This is a genomic window from Kosakonia arachidis (assembly GCF_900116535.1).
Lineage (GTDB): Bacteria > Pseudomonadota > Gammaproteobacteria > Enterobacterales > Enterobacteriaceae > Kosakonia > Kosakonia arachidis.
Genome location: NZ_FPAU01000002.1, coordinates 277,752 through 293,826, shown reverse-complemented (window position 1 = coordinate 293,826; position 16,075 = coordinate 277,752). Strand labels below are relative to the sequence as shown.

Below are 16,075 nucleotides of genomic sequence, written 5' to 3'. Positions count from 1 at the left end.
TGTGATTTATCTCACTAATTTTAAACATCTGCGTTAATACTTATTAACAATGCACTACTATTGCCAGGTTCAGTCACTGCGGGAGCCAGCAATGAAAGATGTCGTGATTGTGGCGGCGGTGCGTACGCCGATCGGCTGTTTTCAGGGAGCACTGTCGCGCCATTCTGCCGTGGAGCTGGGTAGCCTGGTGGTGCAGGCGCTGGTGGAACGCAGCGGTGTACAGCCACAAGCTATTGATGAAGTGATTTTAGGCCAGGTGCTGACCGCCGGGGCCGGGCAAAATCCTGCCCGCCAGTCGGCCATCAAAGGCGGCCTGCCGAACACCGTTTCCGCCATTACCATAAACGACGTGTGCGGTTCCGGGCTGAAGGCGTTGCATCTGGCATCACAAGCGATTCAGTGTGGCGAGGCGGATGTGGTCATCGCTGGTGGTCAGGAAAACATGAGCCGTGCGCCGCATGTTCTGACTGACAGCCGCACCGGGGCGAGGTTGGGTAACAGCCAGTTGATTGACAGCCTGGTGCATGACGGCTTGTGGGATGCGTTCAATGATTATCATATGGGTGTTACCGCCGAGAACCTGGCGCGTGAGTATGGCATCAGCCGCGAGCGGCAGGATGAGTGGGCGTTAAGCTCGCAGCATAAAGCACGTGTGGCGATTGATGCCGGTCGTTTTCGTGACGAAATTGTTCCTGTGAAGACGCAGAGCGCGGACGGTCAGCCGCTGCTGGTGGAGACCGATGAGCAGCCGCGCATTGATCCCAGTGCGGAAGCGCTGGCGAAACTGACACCCGCCTTTGAACTGACAGGTTCAGTCACCGCCGGAAATGCCTCACCGCTGAATGATGGCGCTGCTGCCGTGCTGATGATGAGCGAAGGCAAAGCGGCCGAATTGAATTTACCAGTGCTGGCGCATATTCGCGCCTTTGCCAGCGTTGGCGTCGATCCTGCGCTGATGGGGATCGCGCCGGTTTATGCCATGCGTCGTTGTCTGGAGCGCGCAGGCTGGCAGCTTGATGATGTCGATCTGATAGAAGCCAATGAAGCTTATGCCGCACAGGCGCTGTCGGTGGGGAAAATCCTCGAATGGGATGAGAAGCGTGTTAACGTCAATGGTGGCGCGATTGCGCTGGGCCATCCGATAGGCGCTTCCGGTTGCCGAATCCTGGTTTCGTTGGTGCATGAGATGCAAAAGCGCAATGTCCGTAAAGGGCTGGCGACACTCTGTATCGGCGGCGGTCAGGGCGTAGCGTTAGCCGTTGAGCGCGATTGATCTCTTCTTTGTTGTGAATAGAGCCTTCCTCCCGGAGGGCTTTATTATTTGTGACATCTGGTGCCGGTGTTGTTTCAATTAAAACAAAACCTCTCTTTCTCATGCTAATAACATGCGCTATTTAACTAACGCGCTTTTTTAAATTTCCTCATCTATATTATCCCCATGGTTACAATTTGAAATGCTTAAAATAAGCATGCTTATTATTAGTTTATTTTGTTTGTAACTTCCTGTTTTGAATTACTTTCTAAATTTGTATTGAACTGTGTTTGATAATTGTTAATAGAATAATGGTGTGATCTAAACCCTGTTTATTGCTGTTTTTAAGGGGGATTTATTGATATTCATCACGTCGCTATACATAGTTCCATCGCAGAGAGATATTTACGATCATGATCACTAAAATAATGTTCTCATAAAAATAAAATATAATTCCATAAAAATGGAATGTAATTTTAATTTCTTGAGGTAACTCATGTTTAAAAAATCTCTGGCTCTTGCTTCACTCATTGGCGCATCCTTCGCTTCACAAGCAGTCACTGTAGACTTACGTCATGAATACATCGATAGCGGTTCAAATGCCGATCGCGTTGCTGTTTCTCACCGCTTTGAAAATGGCGTAGGTTTTGGTGTTGAAGCAAAATGGAAATCGGGCGGCAACGATGCGGATAAACCGTTAACGGAAATCGTTGGTAACGGTCACGAAGAATCCATTAACTGGCGCTGGGCAGCAACCAAAAACATTGCGTTAACACCAGGTTTTAATATCGAAAGTAAAGATACCAACTCTATCTATAAACCCTATATTCATGCGCAGTACAGCTTCGATAATGGCGTTTATATTGCTGGTCGTTACCGCTATGAATACACACGCAACCCCAATTCCAGTACCGTCGATAACAAGGTCAATAAATTCGATACATGGGTCGGGTGGGCAATGGGCGATTATCGCGTTGAGCTGAACTATGTTTACGCCAAGAGCACCGAAGATGTTATTCGCGAGAACAACAAAACCTATTCCAACGAATACAACGCCAAAGTGGCCTATAAACTGGATAAAAACTGGTCTCCGTATGTGGAAGTCGGCAACGTCGGCGTGAAAAACACTGACGAACGGCAGACCCGTTTCCGTGTCGGTGTCGCGTATTCTTTCTGATTGTCTGCATTACCCTCAATAATATCCCCGGAGCGGTTGGCCGGGGATTTTTATGCCCATCATACTTCGCGCTGCTGCTTTGCTTGCCAGATGTGTTGGCTTTCCTCGCAAACCCCAGTCGCTTACTTCAGTAAGCTCTTGGGGATTTGCTGCGTCGCCGCCTTCCTGCAACACGAATTATTTAGGGCATACATTCACAAGAGCATAAAAATAACGTCTTGTTGTAAGCCAGATAAGCGTCCGTGCCATCTGCAGCGCGAAGTATGACAGGCATTGGGAGGAATAAAAAAAGCCCTCCGGAGAGGGCAATGCCAGTTACAGAAACACTTACTCAAAATCTATGCTTGCAGCAAAGTGCGTTGTTCCGGAAGTTTCGCAATATAGAGCGCCGGTTTGCCGTCTTTGTCTGAACTAAACAGAATTGCACTGTCATCCGGTGTGAACGACGGATGTGGGTGGGTCACCTGGCGGCTGTTGGCAAACGTCGCCCATGAAGTGTCGTGGCGCGCCACGCGGAAATAGTTTTTTTGCTCCACGTCGAAAACATATAAATAAGGATCATTATCGATGGTGTAACCGCCGGTATCTTTCACATCTACTGGCGTACCGGAACCATCACCAACCAGTAGCGTACCGTCGAAATTACTCATCAGATGCGAGCAGGCGGGCATTGGCATTACAGGTTCATTCACGCCGATATCCGGATTGAAACGGTAAATCATGCGGCCCTGTTTTCCCTTCAGATACGAGACATACACCAGCGCGGAACCATTAGGCACCCAGAATTCGTGCGTACAGCTTTCACCTTCAGCATGATCTTTCACTTTGCGCACGTTGCTGCCGTCTTCGTTCACCAGCCACATCCGCGAGTCCACCAGATCATGCGGGCCTTCATGGCAGAACGCGACGGTATCGTCGTCGAAAGGACGGTAAATGGGATGACCGAGCCAGATTTTCTCTTCATGGATCACGCCGCTTGCGCCGCTTTCCAGATCGACACGTAGCAGGCGGCAGTGTGGCCCTTTGTGGAAGAAATCATGGAACAGTTTCCAGTCATTCAGCGGCGTCCAGTCGCTGGCGGCAATCTCGATCCCCACCAGTTTGCTGCAATCACTATTGGCAACCCAAGTGCCGTAACCGACCCACTCATTCGGCACGCGATAAACTTCACGCTCTGCCAGCGTCTGCAAATTCACTTCGCGCAGGGTACGATCGTTTTTCACATAATAGAGCGCGCTGTCATCCGGAGAGAGAAAGCCGCCGAAGGTATTGTCGCCCGCGCCTTCCGTTAACTGAATGGCTTCGGCTTTGGCAATATCCAACAGGTAGTAGTTCCAGTGTCCGTCAAATTCACCGGCGAATAACAGATGGCTGCCATCATTAAAGAAACACTTTTGATAAAAGTAATTCCGGTGACAGGTCACTTCCGGTGGGGTTAAGCGGGTGACTTCCGCGCCGGTATCCGGATCGCGGCTGACTGCATAATTGAGTTTTACCCGCATGCCTTTCGCCATTATTTTGCTCCTTTTTCGGGTCTGCTGGGAAAGTGTGCGTCCCAATGATGACCGCTGATTCTCTGAAGTTTAAAAATAGAGTGTTAAATTATCAAAACATCGTTTCAATATGTGTGATTGCTGACGCACTTTATAAGAAAATCCAGATCTTGCGCAGAGCAGGGAGAGAAGTAAAAGCCAGGAGAAGGCGAACTTTGATTTTAAACAGGAAAAGTGTCGATCGGTTGCTGCAATTTAAAGTTAATATTAACTTATTGTTTTTTATTATTAATTTAAAGGTGAGGACATAAAGAAGCCCTCTATTGACGCTGTCAACGCCAAACAATCGTGATCGCACTTACAGATTTCATAATAATCTATAGGAAAATTGAAACGTTGTTTTAATCTTAATTGAAAACGTATTTTAACCGGGATAAGATGCATTAAAAGAAGAAACGGAACAATGTTCCATGTTCCGTTAGATGCCGTTTCGGTCAAAATTTACGTCGGAGGTTATTGTGGAAGTCAGACAAAGCATCCACAGTGCGCACGCCAAAACGCTGGACACCCAGGGCCTGCGCGATGAATTTCTAGTTGAAAAAGTGTTCGTTGATGACGAATACACCATGGTCTACAGCCATATAGACCGCATCATTGTTGGCGGTATTAAGCCGGTACAGAAACGCGTCTCCGTCGGCGGCGAAGTGGGCAAGCAACTCGGCGTGACCTATTTCCTTGAGCGCCGCGAGCTGGGAGTCATCAACATTGGCGGCTCTGGCACCATTACCGTTGACGGCCAGTGCTATGAAATTGGTCACCGCGAAGCACTCTACGTTGGTAAAGGTGCGAGAGAAGTGGTTTTCGCCAGCGTCGATCGCGCAAAACCGGCAAAGTTTTACTACAACTGTGCGCCGGCGCATATGACCTTACCCACGAAAAAGGTGACCCCCGAAGATGTCGCTCCGGTCACTCTTGGCGATCCGCTCACCAGTAACCGCCGCACCATCAATAAATATTTCGTGCCGGATGTGCTGGAAACCTGCCAGTTAAGCATGGGGCTGACCGAGCTTGCGCCAGGCAACCTGTGGAACACCATGCCGTGCCATACCCATGAACGCCGCATGGAAGTCTATTTCTACTTCAACATGGAAGAAGATGCCTGCGTCTTCCATATGATGGGGCAGCCGCAGGAAACGCGTCACATTGTGATGCATAACGAGCAGGCGGTCATATCTCCAGACTGGTCCATTCACTCGGGTGTCGGTACGCGTGCATACACCTTCATCTGGGGAATGGTGGGTGAGAACCAGGTCTTTGATGACATGGATCACGTCGCTGTAAAAGATCTGCGCTAATTGCGGGCAGCATAAAACCATGCCTGTCCGGTACAGGCGCTGATAGATTAAGGAACTAACATGATTCTGGATGCATTTTCTCTTCAAGGTAAAGTTGCGGTGGTGAGCGGTTGCGATACCGGTCTGGGTCAGGGAATGGCGCTGGGCCTGGCGGAAGCGGGTTGCGACATTGTCGGTATCAACATTGTTGAACCAACAGAAACCATCGAGCACGTGACCGCGCTGGGCCGTCGTTTTCTCAGCCTGACTGCAGATCTGCGTAAGATCGACGGCATTCCGGCTTTGCTGGAGCGTGCGGTTGCCGAGTTTGGCAAAATCGACATTCTGGTTAATAACGCCGGTTTGATTCGCCGCGAAGACGCAATCAACTTCAGCGAGAAAGACTGGGATGACGTCATGGACCTGAACATCAAGAGCGTGTTCTTTATGTCTCAGGCTGCGGCAAAACACTTTATTGCACAAGGCAACGGCGGCAAGATCATCAACATTGCTTCCATGCTCTCCTTCCAGGGCGGCATCCGCGTTCCTTCTTACACCGCCTCAAAAAGCGGCGTGATGGGCGTAACCCGTCTGCTGGCAAACGAATGGGCGAAGCACAATATCAACGTCAACGCGATTGCGCCGGGCTACATGGCGACCAATAACACTCAGCAACTGCGCGCCGACGAACAGCGCAGCGCCGAGATCCTCGATCGTATCCCTGCTGCGCGTTGGGGTTTACCGAGCGATCTGAAAGGGCCAGTGGTGTTCCTGGCGTCGAAAGCATCTGACTACATCAACGGTTACACCGTGGCTGTTGATGGTGGCTGGCTGGCACGTTAATTTGCCTCCCGAAGCCTGATAAAACCTGCCTGCGGGCAGGTTTTTTTATATCTGCATAATGTTTGTCCATATGTGTTTAATTGAAAAATCCATATCTATTTCTACTAAAGTCACACTCTTATTTATAAACTTCAAATAAATCAAATTATTAAAATTAGTTTAGTGCTTAAACTATATTTTCAAAATTGTAAACTCCATCACAAAACACAATGCCATAGCTAATTTATCCATATCTTCGCGAATTCCTCACTGACGCTTCCTGTGATACTGGCTTACTTTCATAGAACACCTTACTTTGTGCAGGCAGGGAAAAAATGACTTCTATTAGTAATGACTCTGTAACACTTCCGCGCGCGTTGCGTGACACCAGGCGGATGAACCTGTTTGTTTCTGTTTCGGCAGCGGTCGCCGGGCTGTTGTTTGGCCTTGATATCGGCGTGATCGCCGGTGCGCTGCCGTTTATTACCGATCATTTTGTGTTGAGCAGCCGCCTGCAAGAGTGGGTGGTGAGCAGCATGATGCTCGGCGCGGCGCTGGGCGCGTTGTTTAACGGCTGGCTCTCGTTCCGCCTGGGGCGTAAATACAGTCTGATGGCCGGTGCAGTGCTGTTTGTTGCCGGTTCACTCGGTTCAGCGTTTGCCGGTAGTGTGGAAATGCTGCTTCTTTCTCGTGTGCTGCTGGGCGTTGCGGTAGGGATTGCCTCTTACACTGCACCGCTCTATCTTTCTGAAATGGCAAGCGAAAACGTGCGCGGCAAGATGATCAGTATGTACCAGTTGATGGTAACACTGGGGATTGTGCTGGCGTTCCTCTCCGATACAGCGTTCAGCTACAGCGGCAACTGGCGGGCGATGCTCGGCGTGCTGGCATTGCCAGCGGTGCTGTTGATTATTTTGGTGATTTTCCTCCCCAATAGCCCGCGTTGGTTGGCGCAAAAAGGGCGTCATATCGAAGCGGAAGAGGTGCTGCGGATGCTGCGCGATACCTCGGAAAAAGCCCGCGAGGAACTGAACGAGATCCGTGAAAGCCTGAAACTGAAACAAGGCGGTTTCCAGCTTTTTAAAGCCAACCGCAATGTGCGACGCGCGGTGTTCCTTGGCATGTTGTTGCAGGCGATGCAGCAGTTTACCGGTATGAACATCATCATGTATTACGCGCCGCGCATCTTTAAAATGGCCGGTTTCACTACCACTGAGGAGCAGATGATCGCTACGCTGGTGGTCGGGCTGACCTTTATGTTTGCCACCTTTATCGCTGTGTTTACCGTGGATAAAGCGGGACGCAAACCAGCGCTGAAAATTGGTTTTAGCGTAATGGCGATTGGCACGTTGATCCTCGGATACTGCCTGATGCAGTTTGATAACGGCACGGCATCGAGTGGTTTATCCTGGCTTTCAGTCGGTATGACGATGATCTGTATTGCCGGTTATGCAATGAGCGCCGCGCCGGTCGTGTGGATCTTGTGTTCGGAGATCCAGCCCCTGAAATGCCGCGATTTCGGGATAACCTGTTCAACCACCACTAACTGGGTGTCGAACATGATTATTGGCGCGAGTTTCCTGACGTTGCTGGATGCGATTGGCGCAGCAGGGACGTTCTGGCTCTATACCGCACTGAACCTGGCGTTTGTCGGCGTCACGTTCTGGCTGGTGCCGGAAACCAAAAACGTCACGCTGGAGCATATTGAGCGTCGTCTGATGTCTGGCGAGAAACTGCGGGATATTGGGGTTTAACGGTTTGACATTGCCCGGTAAGCGCAGTGCCACCGGGCAATAACAATTACACCCGTGCCAGATAGAGTGCGGGCATCCCTTCGGCATCCGAGCTGTATAGCACCCACTGATTGTCCGGCGTAAACGACGGATGCGGATGTGTCACCTGACGGTCGCCGTCCAGCACTTTCCAGCTACTGTTATGCTGGCAAATGGCTGTCTGCTCGCCGCTTTTGATATTGAAAACCCAGATAAACGGATCATTAAGATGAATATCGCCGGTATGGTGCGGCGCGCCATCGCCGACCACCAGGTTGCCGTTTTCATTACTCATCAGGTGTGAACAGGGTGGGATCGCCATTAGCTGGTGGTTTTCCAGCGTGCGCGGATCGGCGCTGTAGAGATAACGACGCGGATCGTTTTCCTGATGCGCCACGTAATAGAGTGCGGAACCGTCCGGCACCCAGAATTCATGGGTAAAGCTTTCTCCCGGCTGGTGCTGGCGCACTTTGCGCAGGTTGCTGCCATCTTCATGAATCAACCACATGCGTGCATCAATCACATCGCGAGGCCCTTCATGACAAAATGCCACCGTTGAGTCATCAAACGGACGGTAAATCGGGTGCCCCAACCAGCGCTTTTCCTGCAACAATGTGTCGCGTTTGCCGCTGTGTAAATCAATGCGGATCAACCGGCATTCCGGGTGTGTAAAGTAGAAGTCGCGGAATTTTTGCCAGTCGGTCAGCGGTTGCCAGTCGCTTTTCTTGATTTCGATGCCGACCAGTTTTGTGCAAGCAGAATTTGCCACCCAGGTGCCATAAGCTACCCAGTCATCATCCACTTGATAAACGATGTGCTCTTCAAGCGTGTGCAGATCAACGCACCGCAATTCGCGGGTGTTTTTCACATACCACAGCGAACGATCGTCCGCCGATAAAAAGCCGCCGAAAGTATTATCCCCGGCACCTTCGGTTAACTGTATTGCGTCTTGACGGACGAGATCCAGCAAATAGTAGTTCCAGTGACCTTCAAACGCGCCGCCGAAGAGGAGTTTCCCGCCGTCGCGGGTAAAGCATTTTTGGTAGAAGTAATTGCGGTGACAAATAATGTGCGGCGGCGTCAGGCGGATAACCTCATGCCCCGTTTTTTCATCGTGTTGGCGACGGAAGGTGAGTTGAACAATTTTTCCCTTTGCCATCTGCGGCTCCTCAGATAAAAAAATACCCTGCCGCAGGCGAGCAGGGTATGTCGTGACGGAAAAATGTTAGCGCATAGCGCGTTTCAGGATACGTTCAGCCTGGCGCTGGAAGTCAGCGGCTGTTTCTACCACGGATTTCTGACCATAATCGATGTACTGAATCGCTGTGCCGAACTGGGCAACAATTTGCGGATCATCAAAGTACGGCGAAACAGAGAGTTTGGTCGGCAGAGACTGCGCCAGGCGCAGACCCGCCACCGAGGGATCGCTCTCTTTGATCGCGCCGTTGGCGGTCAGCGTTTGTACTGCGGCTTTGCTCAGTGGCACCCCACGCTCCAGACCCAGCGTTTCCACACCCTCTTTGCTGTTGAGCAGGAAGTTGATCACCTCTGCTGCTTCTTTCGGATGTTTGGTGGATTTACCAATCGACAACATCTGCGCTGGTTTGAAGAACAGACCTGCGTCTGTTGCGCCTGGCAGCATCGGGTAATCACCCAGCACCAGTTTGGCTGGCGGCTTCAGGTTGTCGGAGTATTTGGTGATGGTGGAGTTCCACATATAAGTACCGCCCCATTCACCTTCGATCCACGGCTTCATCTCATACATGTTGCTCTTACCGAACGACGCATAATATTTGGTGTCCGGCATCACATGGCTATCGACCAGTTTTTTATACATCTGGAAGAATTCCACCCACTGCTCACTGCTGTAGCTGAATTTCTTCGCTTTTTCGTCAACGGCCGGAATGTTGTACTTCTGCACCATGTAAGAGTTCAGCAGCGCCAGCGTATCCTGGTGCTCCAGTACCACCGGGTAATATTGTTTGCCGAGTTTGCTTTCGAAAGTTTTGCCTGCAGCTAACAGCTCATCCCAGGTTTTTGGGAAGGCGACGCCCGCTTTTTTCCACTGCTCATCGTTAAAGTAGAAGACACGCGCGGTAACGGAGATCGGAATGCCGTTCAGCTTGCCGTCAATGGTGGTGGATTGCAGCTCTTTGGCGTCGAACTGGCTCAAATCGATAATGTCTTTTACCTTATTCAGGTCGTAAAAACCTTCGCCGCTTTTCGAGAAAATCGGCAACCAGTTCCAGTTGGTTTGCATTACATCCGGTTCGGTGCCGCCCGCAATTTGTGTGGTCAGACGGGAGAGATGGCCATCCCAGCCGGTGTATTCGGATTTAACGTCAATGTTCGGATGCTGTTTGTGAAACTCTTCCAGCGCTTTTAATGTTACCTGATGACGACCGTTGCCCCCCCACCAGGACATACGCAGGTCGACATTATCAGCAGCAGTTGCGGGTACAGCGCACATGCCCAGCGTTGCGGAGATAACGGCGCCTATAAGCACTTTTTTCATTTTTATACTCCAGAGTTTGTTTAAACTTCGTTCTTCAGGTTGCCGCTTTGTTGGCTGCGCCAGTGCACCCCGGTCACTTACTGATAAGCTACCGGGGATGCACCGACTTGCCGCCTCGGCATATCCCGAAGGATTTCGTTTTTATAGGGAAATGTTCTGTTCTGTTTTTGCGTCAAAAATATGACACTTATTCATATCAAACTTAAAATACACCTTACGATGAAGTCCCTTTGCAATCATTGGCTTAGCTTCATCGGAAGGGATTCGTGCCGTTAATTCGTAGTCAGCGACTTTCAGGTAAATAAAGAATTCGTGACCCATGTTTTCGACACGCACCAGATCGCCGCTACCGCAGTCTTCATCAAACGGCTCATCGGCAACGGAGACAAATTCCGGGCGCACGCCGAAGAACACTTCTTTGTCGGCATAGCCCGCGACTTTCTCCTGCTGACGCGCATCCAGTGCCAGCGTTTCGTGACCGAGGGTGATATGCAGTTGCTCGCCTTTTTTCACAATTTTTGCCGGTTTGATGTTCATTTCCGGCGCGCCGATAAAGCCCGCCACGAACATGTTTTTCGGGTAGTGATAGAGGTTGTCCGGGGTATCGACCTGCATGATATGGCCGAGCTTCATCACGCAAATACGATCGCCCATGGTCATCGCTTCGGTCTGATCGTGGGTGACATACACGGTGGTTGCCGGTTTACCGGATTTTTTCAACTGTTTGTGCAGGTCGGAAATGCGGATGCGCATAGAAGCGCGCAGTTTGGCGTCGAGATTCGACAGCGGTTCATCGAACAAGAATACATCCGGTTTTTTCACAATCGCGCGGCCGACCGCCACACGCTGTGCCTGGCCACCGGAAAGCTGACGTGGCAGTCGGTCCATCAGTTCTTCCAGTTCGAGGATTTTCGCCGCTTCATCCACCTGTTTGGTGATCTCATCTTTCGGCAGCTTGCTCAGCTTCAGGCCGAAGGCGAGGTTTTCCCGCACGGTCATATGCGGGTAGAGCGCGTAGTTCTGAAACACCATAGCAATACCGCGCGCCTTCGGTGCAAGGTTATTGACGATCTTCTCGCCGATACGCACTTCACCGCCGCTGATGGTTTCAAGGCCTGCCAGCATACGCAGGGTGGTGGATTTGGCGCAGCCGCTTGGGCCGACAATCACCATAAATTCACCGTCGGCAATTTTCAGGTCGATACCATGTACCGCTTTAAACCCGTTGGAGTAGACCTTTTCCAGTTTGTTGAAAATCACTTCAGCCATGATACTTCCCTCTTAACCTTTAATTCCGCTGCTGGTTACGCCCTGTACGAAGTAGCGTTGTGCCAGGAAGAAGACAATGATGGACGGCAGAATGGAGATACTCGCCATTGCCAGAATTTCGTTCCACGGCGCACCTTCGGTCACGTCGATGGACATTTTCAGCGCCAGTGCGATCGGGTATTTATCCACGCTATAGACGTAAATCAGCGGCCCGATAAAGTCGTTCATTGACCACATGAACTGGAACAGCGCGACGGAGATAATGGCCGGTTTCAGGATCGGCACCACCACATACCACAGCACCTGCCAGGAGTTACACCCGTCAATCTGCGCCGCTTCTTCCATGTCGCGCGGCACGCCGCGTAAGAACTGAATCAACATAAAGACGAAGAAACCTTGCGTGGCGAAAGCCAGCGGCAGATAGAGCGGCATATAGCTGTTAAGCATGCCCATTTCACGGAACATCAGGTACTGCGGGATCAGCAACACGGTGCTCGGCAGTAGCATGGTGGCGATCAGTGTGCCGAACCAGAAATTCTTCCACGGGATCTCAAAGCGGGCAAAGCCGTAAGCCACCACTGTTGAGGAGATGATCGTCAGGATCACTTTCGGGATCACATACTTGAAGGTGTTCAGCATGTAATGGCCGAAGGTGTACTCCGTCCCGGTTTTCCAGCCGTTGATAAAACCATCCCATGTTGCGTGCGTAGGCCACAGCCCCAGCGTGGTGAAGATTTCGTGGTTCGGTTTAAACGACGCCGAGAACATCCACACCAGCGGGTAAAGCATTAACAGCCCGACAAAGAGCAGGATCGTATAGCGGATCCAGGCGCTGATTTTCTCACGACGCAGGGTGCGCGCCACTTCATGTTCGGCTTCCTTCATGCCCGGCGTGAGATGTTGGATATCAGCCATTTTTGCCTCCCTTATCGGCAGAGTAGAACACCCAATATTTCGAGGATTTAAAGGCGATGGCGGCAAAGACCGCGACGACCAGGAACAGAACCCAGGCCAGCGCTGCACCGTAGCCCATATCGAAATATTTGAAGGCGGTATCGTAGATGTAGAGCGAGAACAGATAGGTGTAATAGGTCGGGCCACCGCCAGTAATGACATACGGGCCGGTAAACTCCTGGAACGCCTGTGTGGTCTGCATAATAAAGTTGAAGAAAATCACCGGCGTAATCAGCGGTACGGTCACTTTCATGAACATCTGCCACTTGCTGGCACCATCGATCATTGCCGCTTCGTACTGGGATTGCGGGACGTTTTGCAGAGCAGCAAGGAAGATCACCATGGCAGAGCCAAACTGCCACACACGCAGCAGTGTCACCGACATCAGTGCCAGCGACGGTTCGCCCAGCCAGTTCACCGGATCCAGGCCGAACACGCCAATAAAGCTGTTCAACAGGCCATCAATGGCGAACAGTGCGCGCCACAGCACGGCAATGGCGACAGAGCTGCCGAGAATGGACGGAATGTAGTAAGCCGTACGGAAAAAGCCGATACCGCGAAGTTTAAAATTCAACACAAAAGCAATACCCAGCGCAAAGGCAAGCTTCAGTGGGATGGTCAAAAAGACATAAGCAAAAGTCACGCCCATTGATTTCCAGAAGAGGGTATCTTCCGTAAACATGTAGCGATAGTTTTCGATGCCGTTAAATACCGGCGGACTCATCAAATCGTACTCAGTAAAACTGAGAAAGAATGATGAAATGAATGGGAAAGCCGTAAAGACTATCAGCCCAATAATGTAGGGTGATATCCAGGCCAATCCCAGCAGTCTGTTTTCATTCATACATACCTACCTGGCGAACAATGTGTAATACGGATTCGGAGAGTGACTTTCCCCCGCCGCCGTAGCCGCGGGGATAAAAACAGCATCTGTATGTGCGCTCGCTCACAATATTTATTTTGGCTGGCTCTATGGCGGTCTAACTATCAGAAATTATTGGTAAAATATCTTTTTTTTAATAACGTATGAACATGCATTCTTGATTTGTAAAACATCGTTTTAAAATATTTTATTGGGTTTTAAATTCTCGTCATTCGATTAATTCTCGAAATGTGATCAAAGTCGAAACGATGTTTCAATAAAGTGAAGTGGCAGCGTTTTTCGCCCAAAAAACACGGGGTTTACAGAATCATTCAGGGGAAACAAACACGCAATATTGCCGCGAATTAAGTATCGCAGAATGAAACCATTCAAAATAAAAACGATTATCTGGCGAATTATTTTACTGTCTGTGGGAAATAAAAAACGCCCCTACTAATGGGGGCGTCAATTAGGGGGCTTACTATAATGATTTTAAGAAATCTTCACGCACCGGGGTGAAGGTATCAAGCAGGGTTCCCGCTTTCAGGCAGACGCAGCCGTGCATAATGTGCGGTTGCTTATAAAGAGTATCGCCTGCGGTGACGATATGTTTGTTATCACCGATGGTAAATTCGAACTCACCGGATAAGACATAGGTGAGTTGTTCGTGAGGATGGTTGTGCATTGGGCCGATGGCACCTTGTTCGAACATGACTTCGACCGCCATCATTTTGCCGCCATGGGCGAGTATACGACGCGTTACGCCGTTGCCCAGATCGTCAAGCTGAGTGTCTTTATGGAAGATAAACATCGGGCTATCCTGTCGTGAAGGAAATAGTTATTGAAACGTTGTTTCAAAATATTTTATCTCAGCGTTCCTCAAAAATAAACGCGAGACCAGAGAAGTTGAAAGTCGATCACAACTTTGATTTTTTGATTGCAAAACCTGACGGAGAAACACAATGAAAACGATAGGGCTTCTGGGTGGGATGAGCTGGGAATCGACAGTCCCTTACTATCGCCTGATTAATGAGGGTGTGAGGGCCCGGATGGGAGGTCTGCACTCCGCCAGTTTGTTGCTGCACAGTCTGGATTTTCACGAAATCGAAGCCTGCCAGGCAACGGCGCAGTGGCACAAAGCGGGCGAGATCCTCGCACAGGCTGCTGCGGGTCTGGAGCAGGCTGGTGCACAGGCCATTGTACTTTGTACCAACACCATGCACAAAGTGGCCGGGCAAATCGAAGAGCGTTGCCATATTCCGTTCCTTCATATTGCCGACGCCACCGGGCGCGCCATTGAAAGCGCGGGCATGCGCAATGTCGCGCTGCTGGGTACGCGCTATACCATGGAGCAGGATTTTTACCGTGGCCGCCTGGAAAAACAGTTTGGCATCGAAACCTCCGTGCCGGGCCCGGAAGATCGCGAGCGCATTAACGACATCATCTTTAGTGAGCTCTGTCTGGGGACGTTTACCGATGAGTCTCGCTACTATTTTGTTAATTTAATCAAAAAATTAGCTGGCGAAGGCGCGGAAGGGGTTATTTTCGGTTGCACCGAGATTGGCCTGCTGCTGCCAGAAACACATTGTCCAATTAAGGTGTTTGACACGGCGGTGCTGCATGCCGCCGATGCGGTGGACTTTATGCTCTCTTAAGGTTCGCCCAGCATGGCAGCCAGCGGCCCGCTAACCAGCGTCATGGCTGCCTGTAAATGGGCGGTAAACGCGTCGACCAGCGCGGAAGCGGGGCGGTGTAGTGGGCGGATCAGGCTAACGGTAAAGGGTACGTCGATACTGAAACGGCGCACGGCGATACCGCTGGCGGCGTAATCCAGTGCCGTCAGTGGGTTAACCACCGAAAGCCCAACGCCCGCGCGTACCATTGCACAAACCGAGGCGGCGCTGTGGGTTTCCAGCACCATTCGCCGTTTAACCTGATGTTCTGTAAACAACGCATCCAGCAGTTGCCGGTAGCTGTCGGTACGCGACAGGCTGATGTAATTCTCCCCCAGGAAATCGGCTGGCGTCAGCACCGTTTTGTTGGCCAGCGGGTGATTCTGCGGCATCACACACACTTCATTACAGGTCAGCAGCGGCGTTCGTTCGGTACCTGCCGGGGTACTCAGTGTTTCGGTCAGGCCTAAATCATGGCGCTGTGCCGACAGCCACTCCTCCAGCAGCGGCGACTCCTGCGGCACAATGTTGAGGCTGACATCCGGATAGCGGACGAGAAAAGGCTGTAACAGCAGCGGTAAAAAGGACTGCGAGAAGACGGGCAGGCAGGCGACGGAAAGTTCCCCCTGACGAAACTCGCGCAGGCTTTCGGCGACGCTGACAATTCGGTCCAGCCCGTACCACGAGCGCTGCACCTCTTCAAACAGCCGGAGCCCTTGCACCGTGGGATGCAAACGCCCACGCGAACGTTCAAACAGCTTCAGGCCCAGCACTTTTTCACAGCGCGCCAGTTCGCGGCTAACCGTCGGCTGGGAGGTATGCAGCAATGTTGCGGCTTCAGTCAGATTGCCGGTGGTCATCACGGCGTGAAAAATTTCGATATGGCGCAAGTTAACGGCTGGCATCGCGGAATCCCGTTGCTGTGGGTTATCCATATCATTTTTGCATAGGG

General features: G+C 51.0%; 14 protein-coding genes. 6 read left to right on the top strand and 8 right to left on the bottom strand.

Annotated elements, in window-relative coordinates; translation table 11 throughout:
- The first annotated feature begins 91 nt into the window (after positions 1-91).
- The gene (locus BM427_RS09500; RefSeq protein ID WP_090121132.1) at positions 92-1,273 is read left to right on the top strand and encodes an acetyl-CoA C-acetyltransferase; all 1,182 of its coding nucleotides are present in this window, start codon (positions 92-94) and stop codon (positions 1,271-1,273) included.
- Between the two features lie 475 nt (positions 1,274-1,748).
- Positions 1,749-2,429: an oligogalacturonate-specific porin KdgM family protein gene (locus BM427_RS09495; RefSeq protein WP_090121130.1), complete on the top strand. Its 681-nt coding sequence runs from the start codon at positions 1,749-1,751 to the stop codon at positions 2,427-2,429.
- 338 nt (positions 2,430-2,767) lie between these two features.
- Here the strand turns inward: BM427_RS09495 and BM427_RS09485 are convergent, their stop codons facing one another.
- Positions 2,768-3,943 (bottom strand): oligogalacturonate lyase family protein, encoded by a 1,176-nt coding sequence (locus BM427_RS09485; protein WP_090121126.1) that lies wholly within the window; start codon positions 3,941-3,943, stop codon positions 2,768-2,770.
- A 497-nt stretch (positions 3,944-4,440) separates the two neighbouring features.
- Here BM427_RS09485 and kduI point away from each other — a divergent pair, with 497 nt between their 5' ends.
- The 3 genes from kduI to araE all read left to right on the top strand — a co-directional run bounded on the left by kduI (position 4,441) and on the right by araE (position 7,832).
- On the top strand, positions 4,441-5,277 hold the full coding sequence (kduI, locus tag BM427_RS09475; RefSeq protein WP_090121724.1) for a 5-dehydro-4-deoxy-D-glucuronate isomerase: 837 nt from the start codon (positions 4,441-4,443) through the stop codon (positions 5,275-5,277).
- Positions 5,278-5,337: 60 nt separating this feature from the next.
- Positions 5,338-6,099, top strand: coding sequence for a 2-dehydro-3-deoxy-D-gluconate 5-dehydrogenase KduD (kduD, locus tag BM427_RS09470; RefSeq protein ID WP_090121123.1), 762 nt, complete (start codon positions 5,338-5,340; stop codon positions 6,097-6,099).
- A 314-nt stretch (positions 6,100-6,413) separates the two neighbouring features.
- On the top strand, positions 6,414-7,832 hold the full coding sequence (araE, locus tag BM427_RS09465) for an arabinose-proton symporter AraE (protein ID WP_090121120.1): 1,419 nt from the start codon (positions 6,414-6,416) through the stop codon (positions 7,830-7,832).
- Positions 7,833-7,878: 46 nt separating this feature from the next.
- On the opposite strand, the gene BM427_RS09460 is transcribed toward araE, so the two are convergent.
- From BM427_RS09460 to BM427_RS09435, 6 genes are all read right to left on the bottom strand, one after another.
- Positions 7,879-9,009 (bottom strand): oligogalacturonate lyase family protein, encoded by a 1,131-nt coding sequence (locus tag BM427_RS09460; protein ID WP_090121118.1) that lies wholly within the window; start codon positions 9,007-9,009, stop codon positions 7,879-7,881.
- 66 nt (positions 9,010-9,075) lie between these two features.
- Entirely contained in the window at positions 9,076-10,365 is a 1,290-nt protein-coding gene (locus tag BM427_RS09455) for an ABC transporter substrate-binding protein (protein ID WP_090121116.1), read from the bottom strand.
- Between the two features lie 141 nt (positions 10,366-10,506).
- The gene (locus BM427_RS09450; protein ID WP_090121114.1) at positions 10,507-11,634 is read right to left on the bottom strand and encodes an ABC transporter ATP-binding protein; all 1,128 of its coding nucleotides are present in this window, start codon (positions 11,632-11,634) and stop codon (positions 10,507-10,509) included.
- A 12-nt stretch (positions 11,635-11,646) separates the two neighbouring features.
- Positions 11,647-12,549, bottom strand: coding sequence for a carbohydrate ABC transporter permease (locus tag BM427_RS09445; protein WP_090121113.1), 903 nt, complete (start codon positions 12,547-12,549; stop codon positions 11,647-11,649).
- A complete protein-coding gene (locus tag BM427_RS09440) occupies positions 12,542-13,432 on the bottom strand; it encodes a carbohydrate ABC transporter permease (RefSeq protein WP_090121112.1) in 891 nt (296 codons plus the stop codon). Before BM427_RS09440 ends, BM427_RS09445 begins: the two co-directional genes overlap by 8 nt.
- A 499-nt stretch (positions 13,433-13,931) precedes the next feature.
- Positions 13,932-14,261 carry a cupin domain-containing protein gene (locus BM427_RS09435; RefSeq protein WP_090121110.1) on the bottom strand — a complete coding sequence of 110 codons (330 nt, stop codon included), beginning with the start codon at positions 14,259-14,261 and terminating at the stop codon, positions 13,932-13,934.
- 151 nt (positions 14,262-14,412) lie between these two features.
- Between BM427_RS09435 and BM427_RS09430 the strand changes: the two genes are divergently transcribed.
- The gene (locus BM427_RS09430; RefSeq protein WP_090121109.1) at positions 14,413-15,105 is read left to right on the top strand and encodes an amino acid racemase; all 693 of its coding nucleotides are present in this window, start codon (positions 14,413-14,415) and stop codon (positions 15,103-15,105) included.
- Here the strand turns inward: BM427_RS09430 and BM427_RS09425 are convergent.
- On the bottom strand, positions 15,102-16,028 hold the full coding sequence (locus BM427_RS09425; protein WP_090121722.1) for a LysR family transcriptional regulator: 927 nt from the start codon (positions 16,026-16,028) through the stop codon (positions 15,102-15,104). The two genes, BM427_RS09430 and BM427_RS09425, sit on opposite strands and share 4 nt — an antisense overlap.
- Positions 16,029-16,075: the final 47 nt, after the last annotated feature.

Excerpts from the sequence above, each read along its gene's own strand:
- BM427_RS09450 (WP_090121114.1), bottom strand. The coding sequence starts at position 11,634 with ATGGCTGAAGTGATTTTCAACAAACTGGAAAAGGTCTACTCCAACGGG.
- BM427_RS09425 (WP_090121722.1), bottom strand. The coding sequence starts at position 16,028 with ATGCCAGCCGTTAACTTGCGCCATATCGAAATTTTTCACGCCGTGATG.
- BM427_RS09485 (WP_090121126.1), bottom strand. The coding sequence starts at position 3,943 with ATGGCGAAAGGCATGCGGGTAAAACTCAATTATGCAGTCAGCCGCGAT.
- kduD (WP_090121123.1), top strand. The coding sequence starts at position 5,338 with ATGATTCTGGATGCATTTTCTCTTCAAGGTAAAGTTGCGGTGGTGAGC.
- BM427_RS09500 (WP_090121132.1), top strand. The coding sequence starts at position 92 with ATGAAAGATGTCGTGATTGTGGCGGCGGTGCGTACGCCGATCGGCTGT.
- BM427_RS09435 (WP_090121110.1), bottom strand. The coding sequence starts at position 14,261 with ATGTTTATCTTCCATAAAGACACTCAGCTTGACGATCTGGGCAACGGC.
- BM427_RS09440 (WP_090121112.1), bottom strand. The coding sequence starts at position 13,432 with ATGAATGAAAACAGACTGCTGGGATTGGCCTGGATATCACCCTACATT.
- BM427_RS09460 (WP_090121118.1), bottom strand. The coding sequence starts at position 9,009 with ATGGCAAAGGGAAAAATTGTTCAACTCACCTTCCGTCGCCAACACGAT.
- BM427_RS09455 (WP_090121116.1), bottom strand. The coding sequence starts at position 10,365 with ATGAAAAAAGTGCTTATAGGCGCCGTTATCTCCGCAACGCTGGGCATG.
- BM427_RS09495 (WP_090121130.1), top strand. The coding sequence starts at position 1,749 with ATGTTTAAAAAATCTCTGGCTCTTGCTTCACTCATTGGCGCATCCTTC.
- BM427_RS09430 (WP_090121109.1), top strand. The coding sequence starts at position 14,413 with ATGAAAACGATAGGGCTTCTGGGTGGGATGAGCTGGGAATCGACAGTC.
- araE (WP_090121120.1), top strand. The coding sequence starts at position 6,414 with ATGACTTCTATTAGTAATGACTCTGTAACACTTCCGCGCGCGTTGCGT.
- BM427_RS09445 (WP_090121113.1), bottom strand. The coding sequence starts at position 12,549 with ATGGCTGATATCCAACATCTCACGCCGGGCATGAAGGAAGCCGAACAT.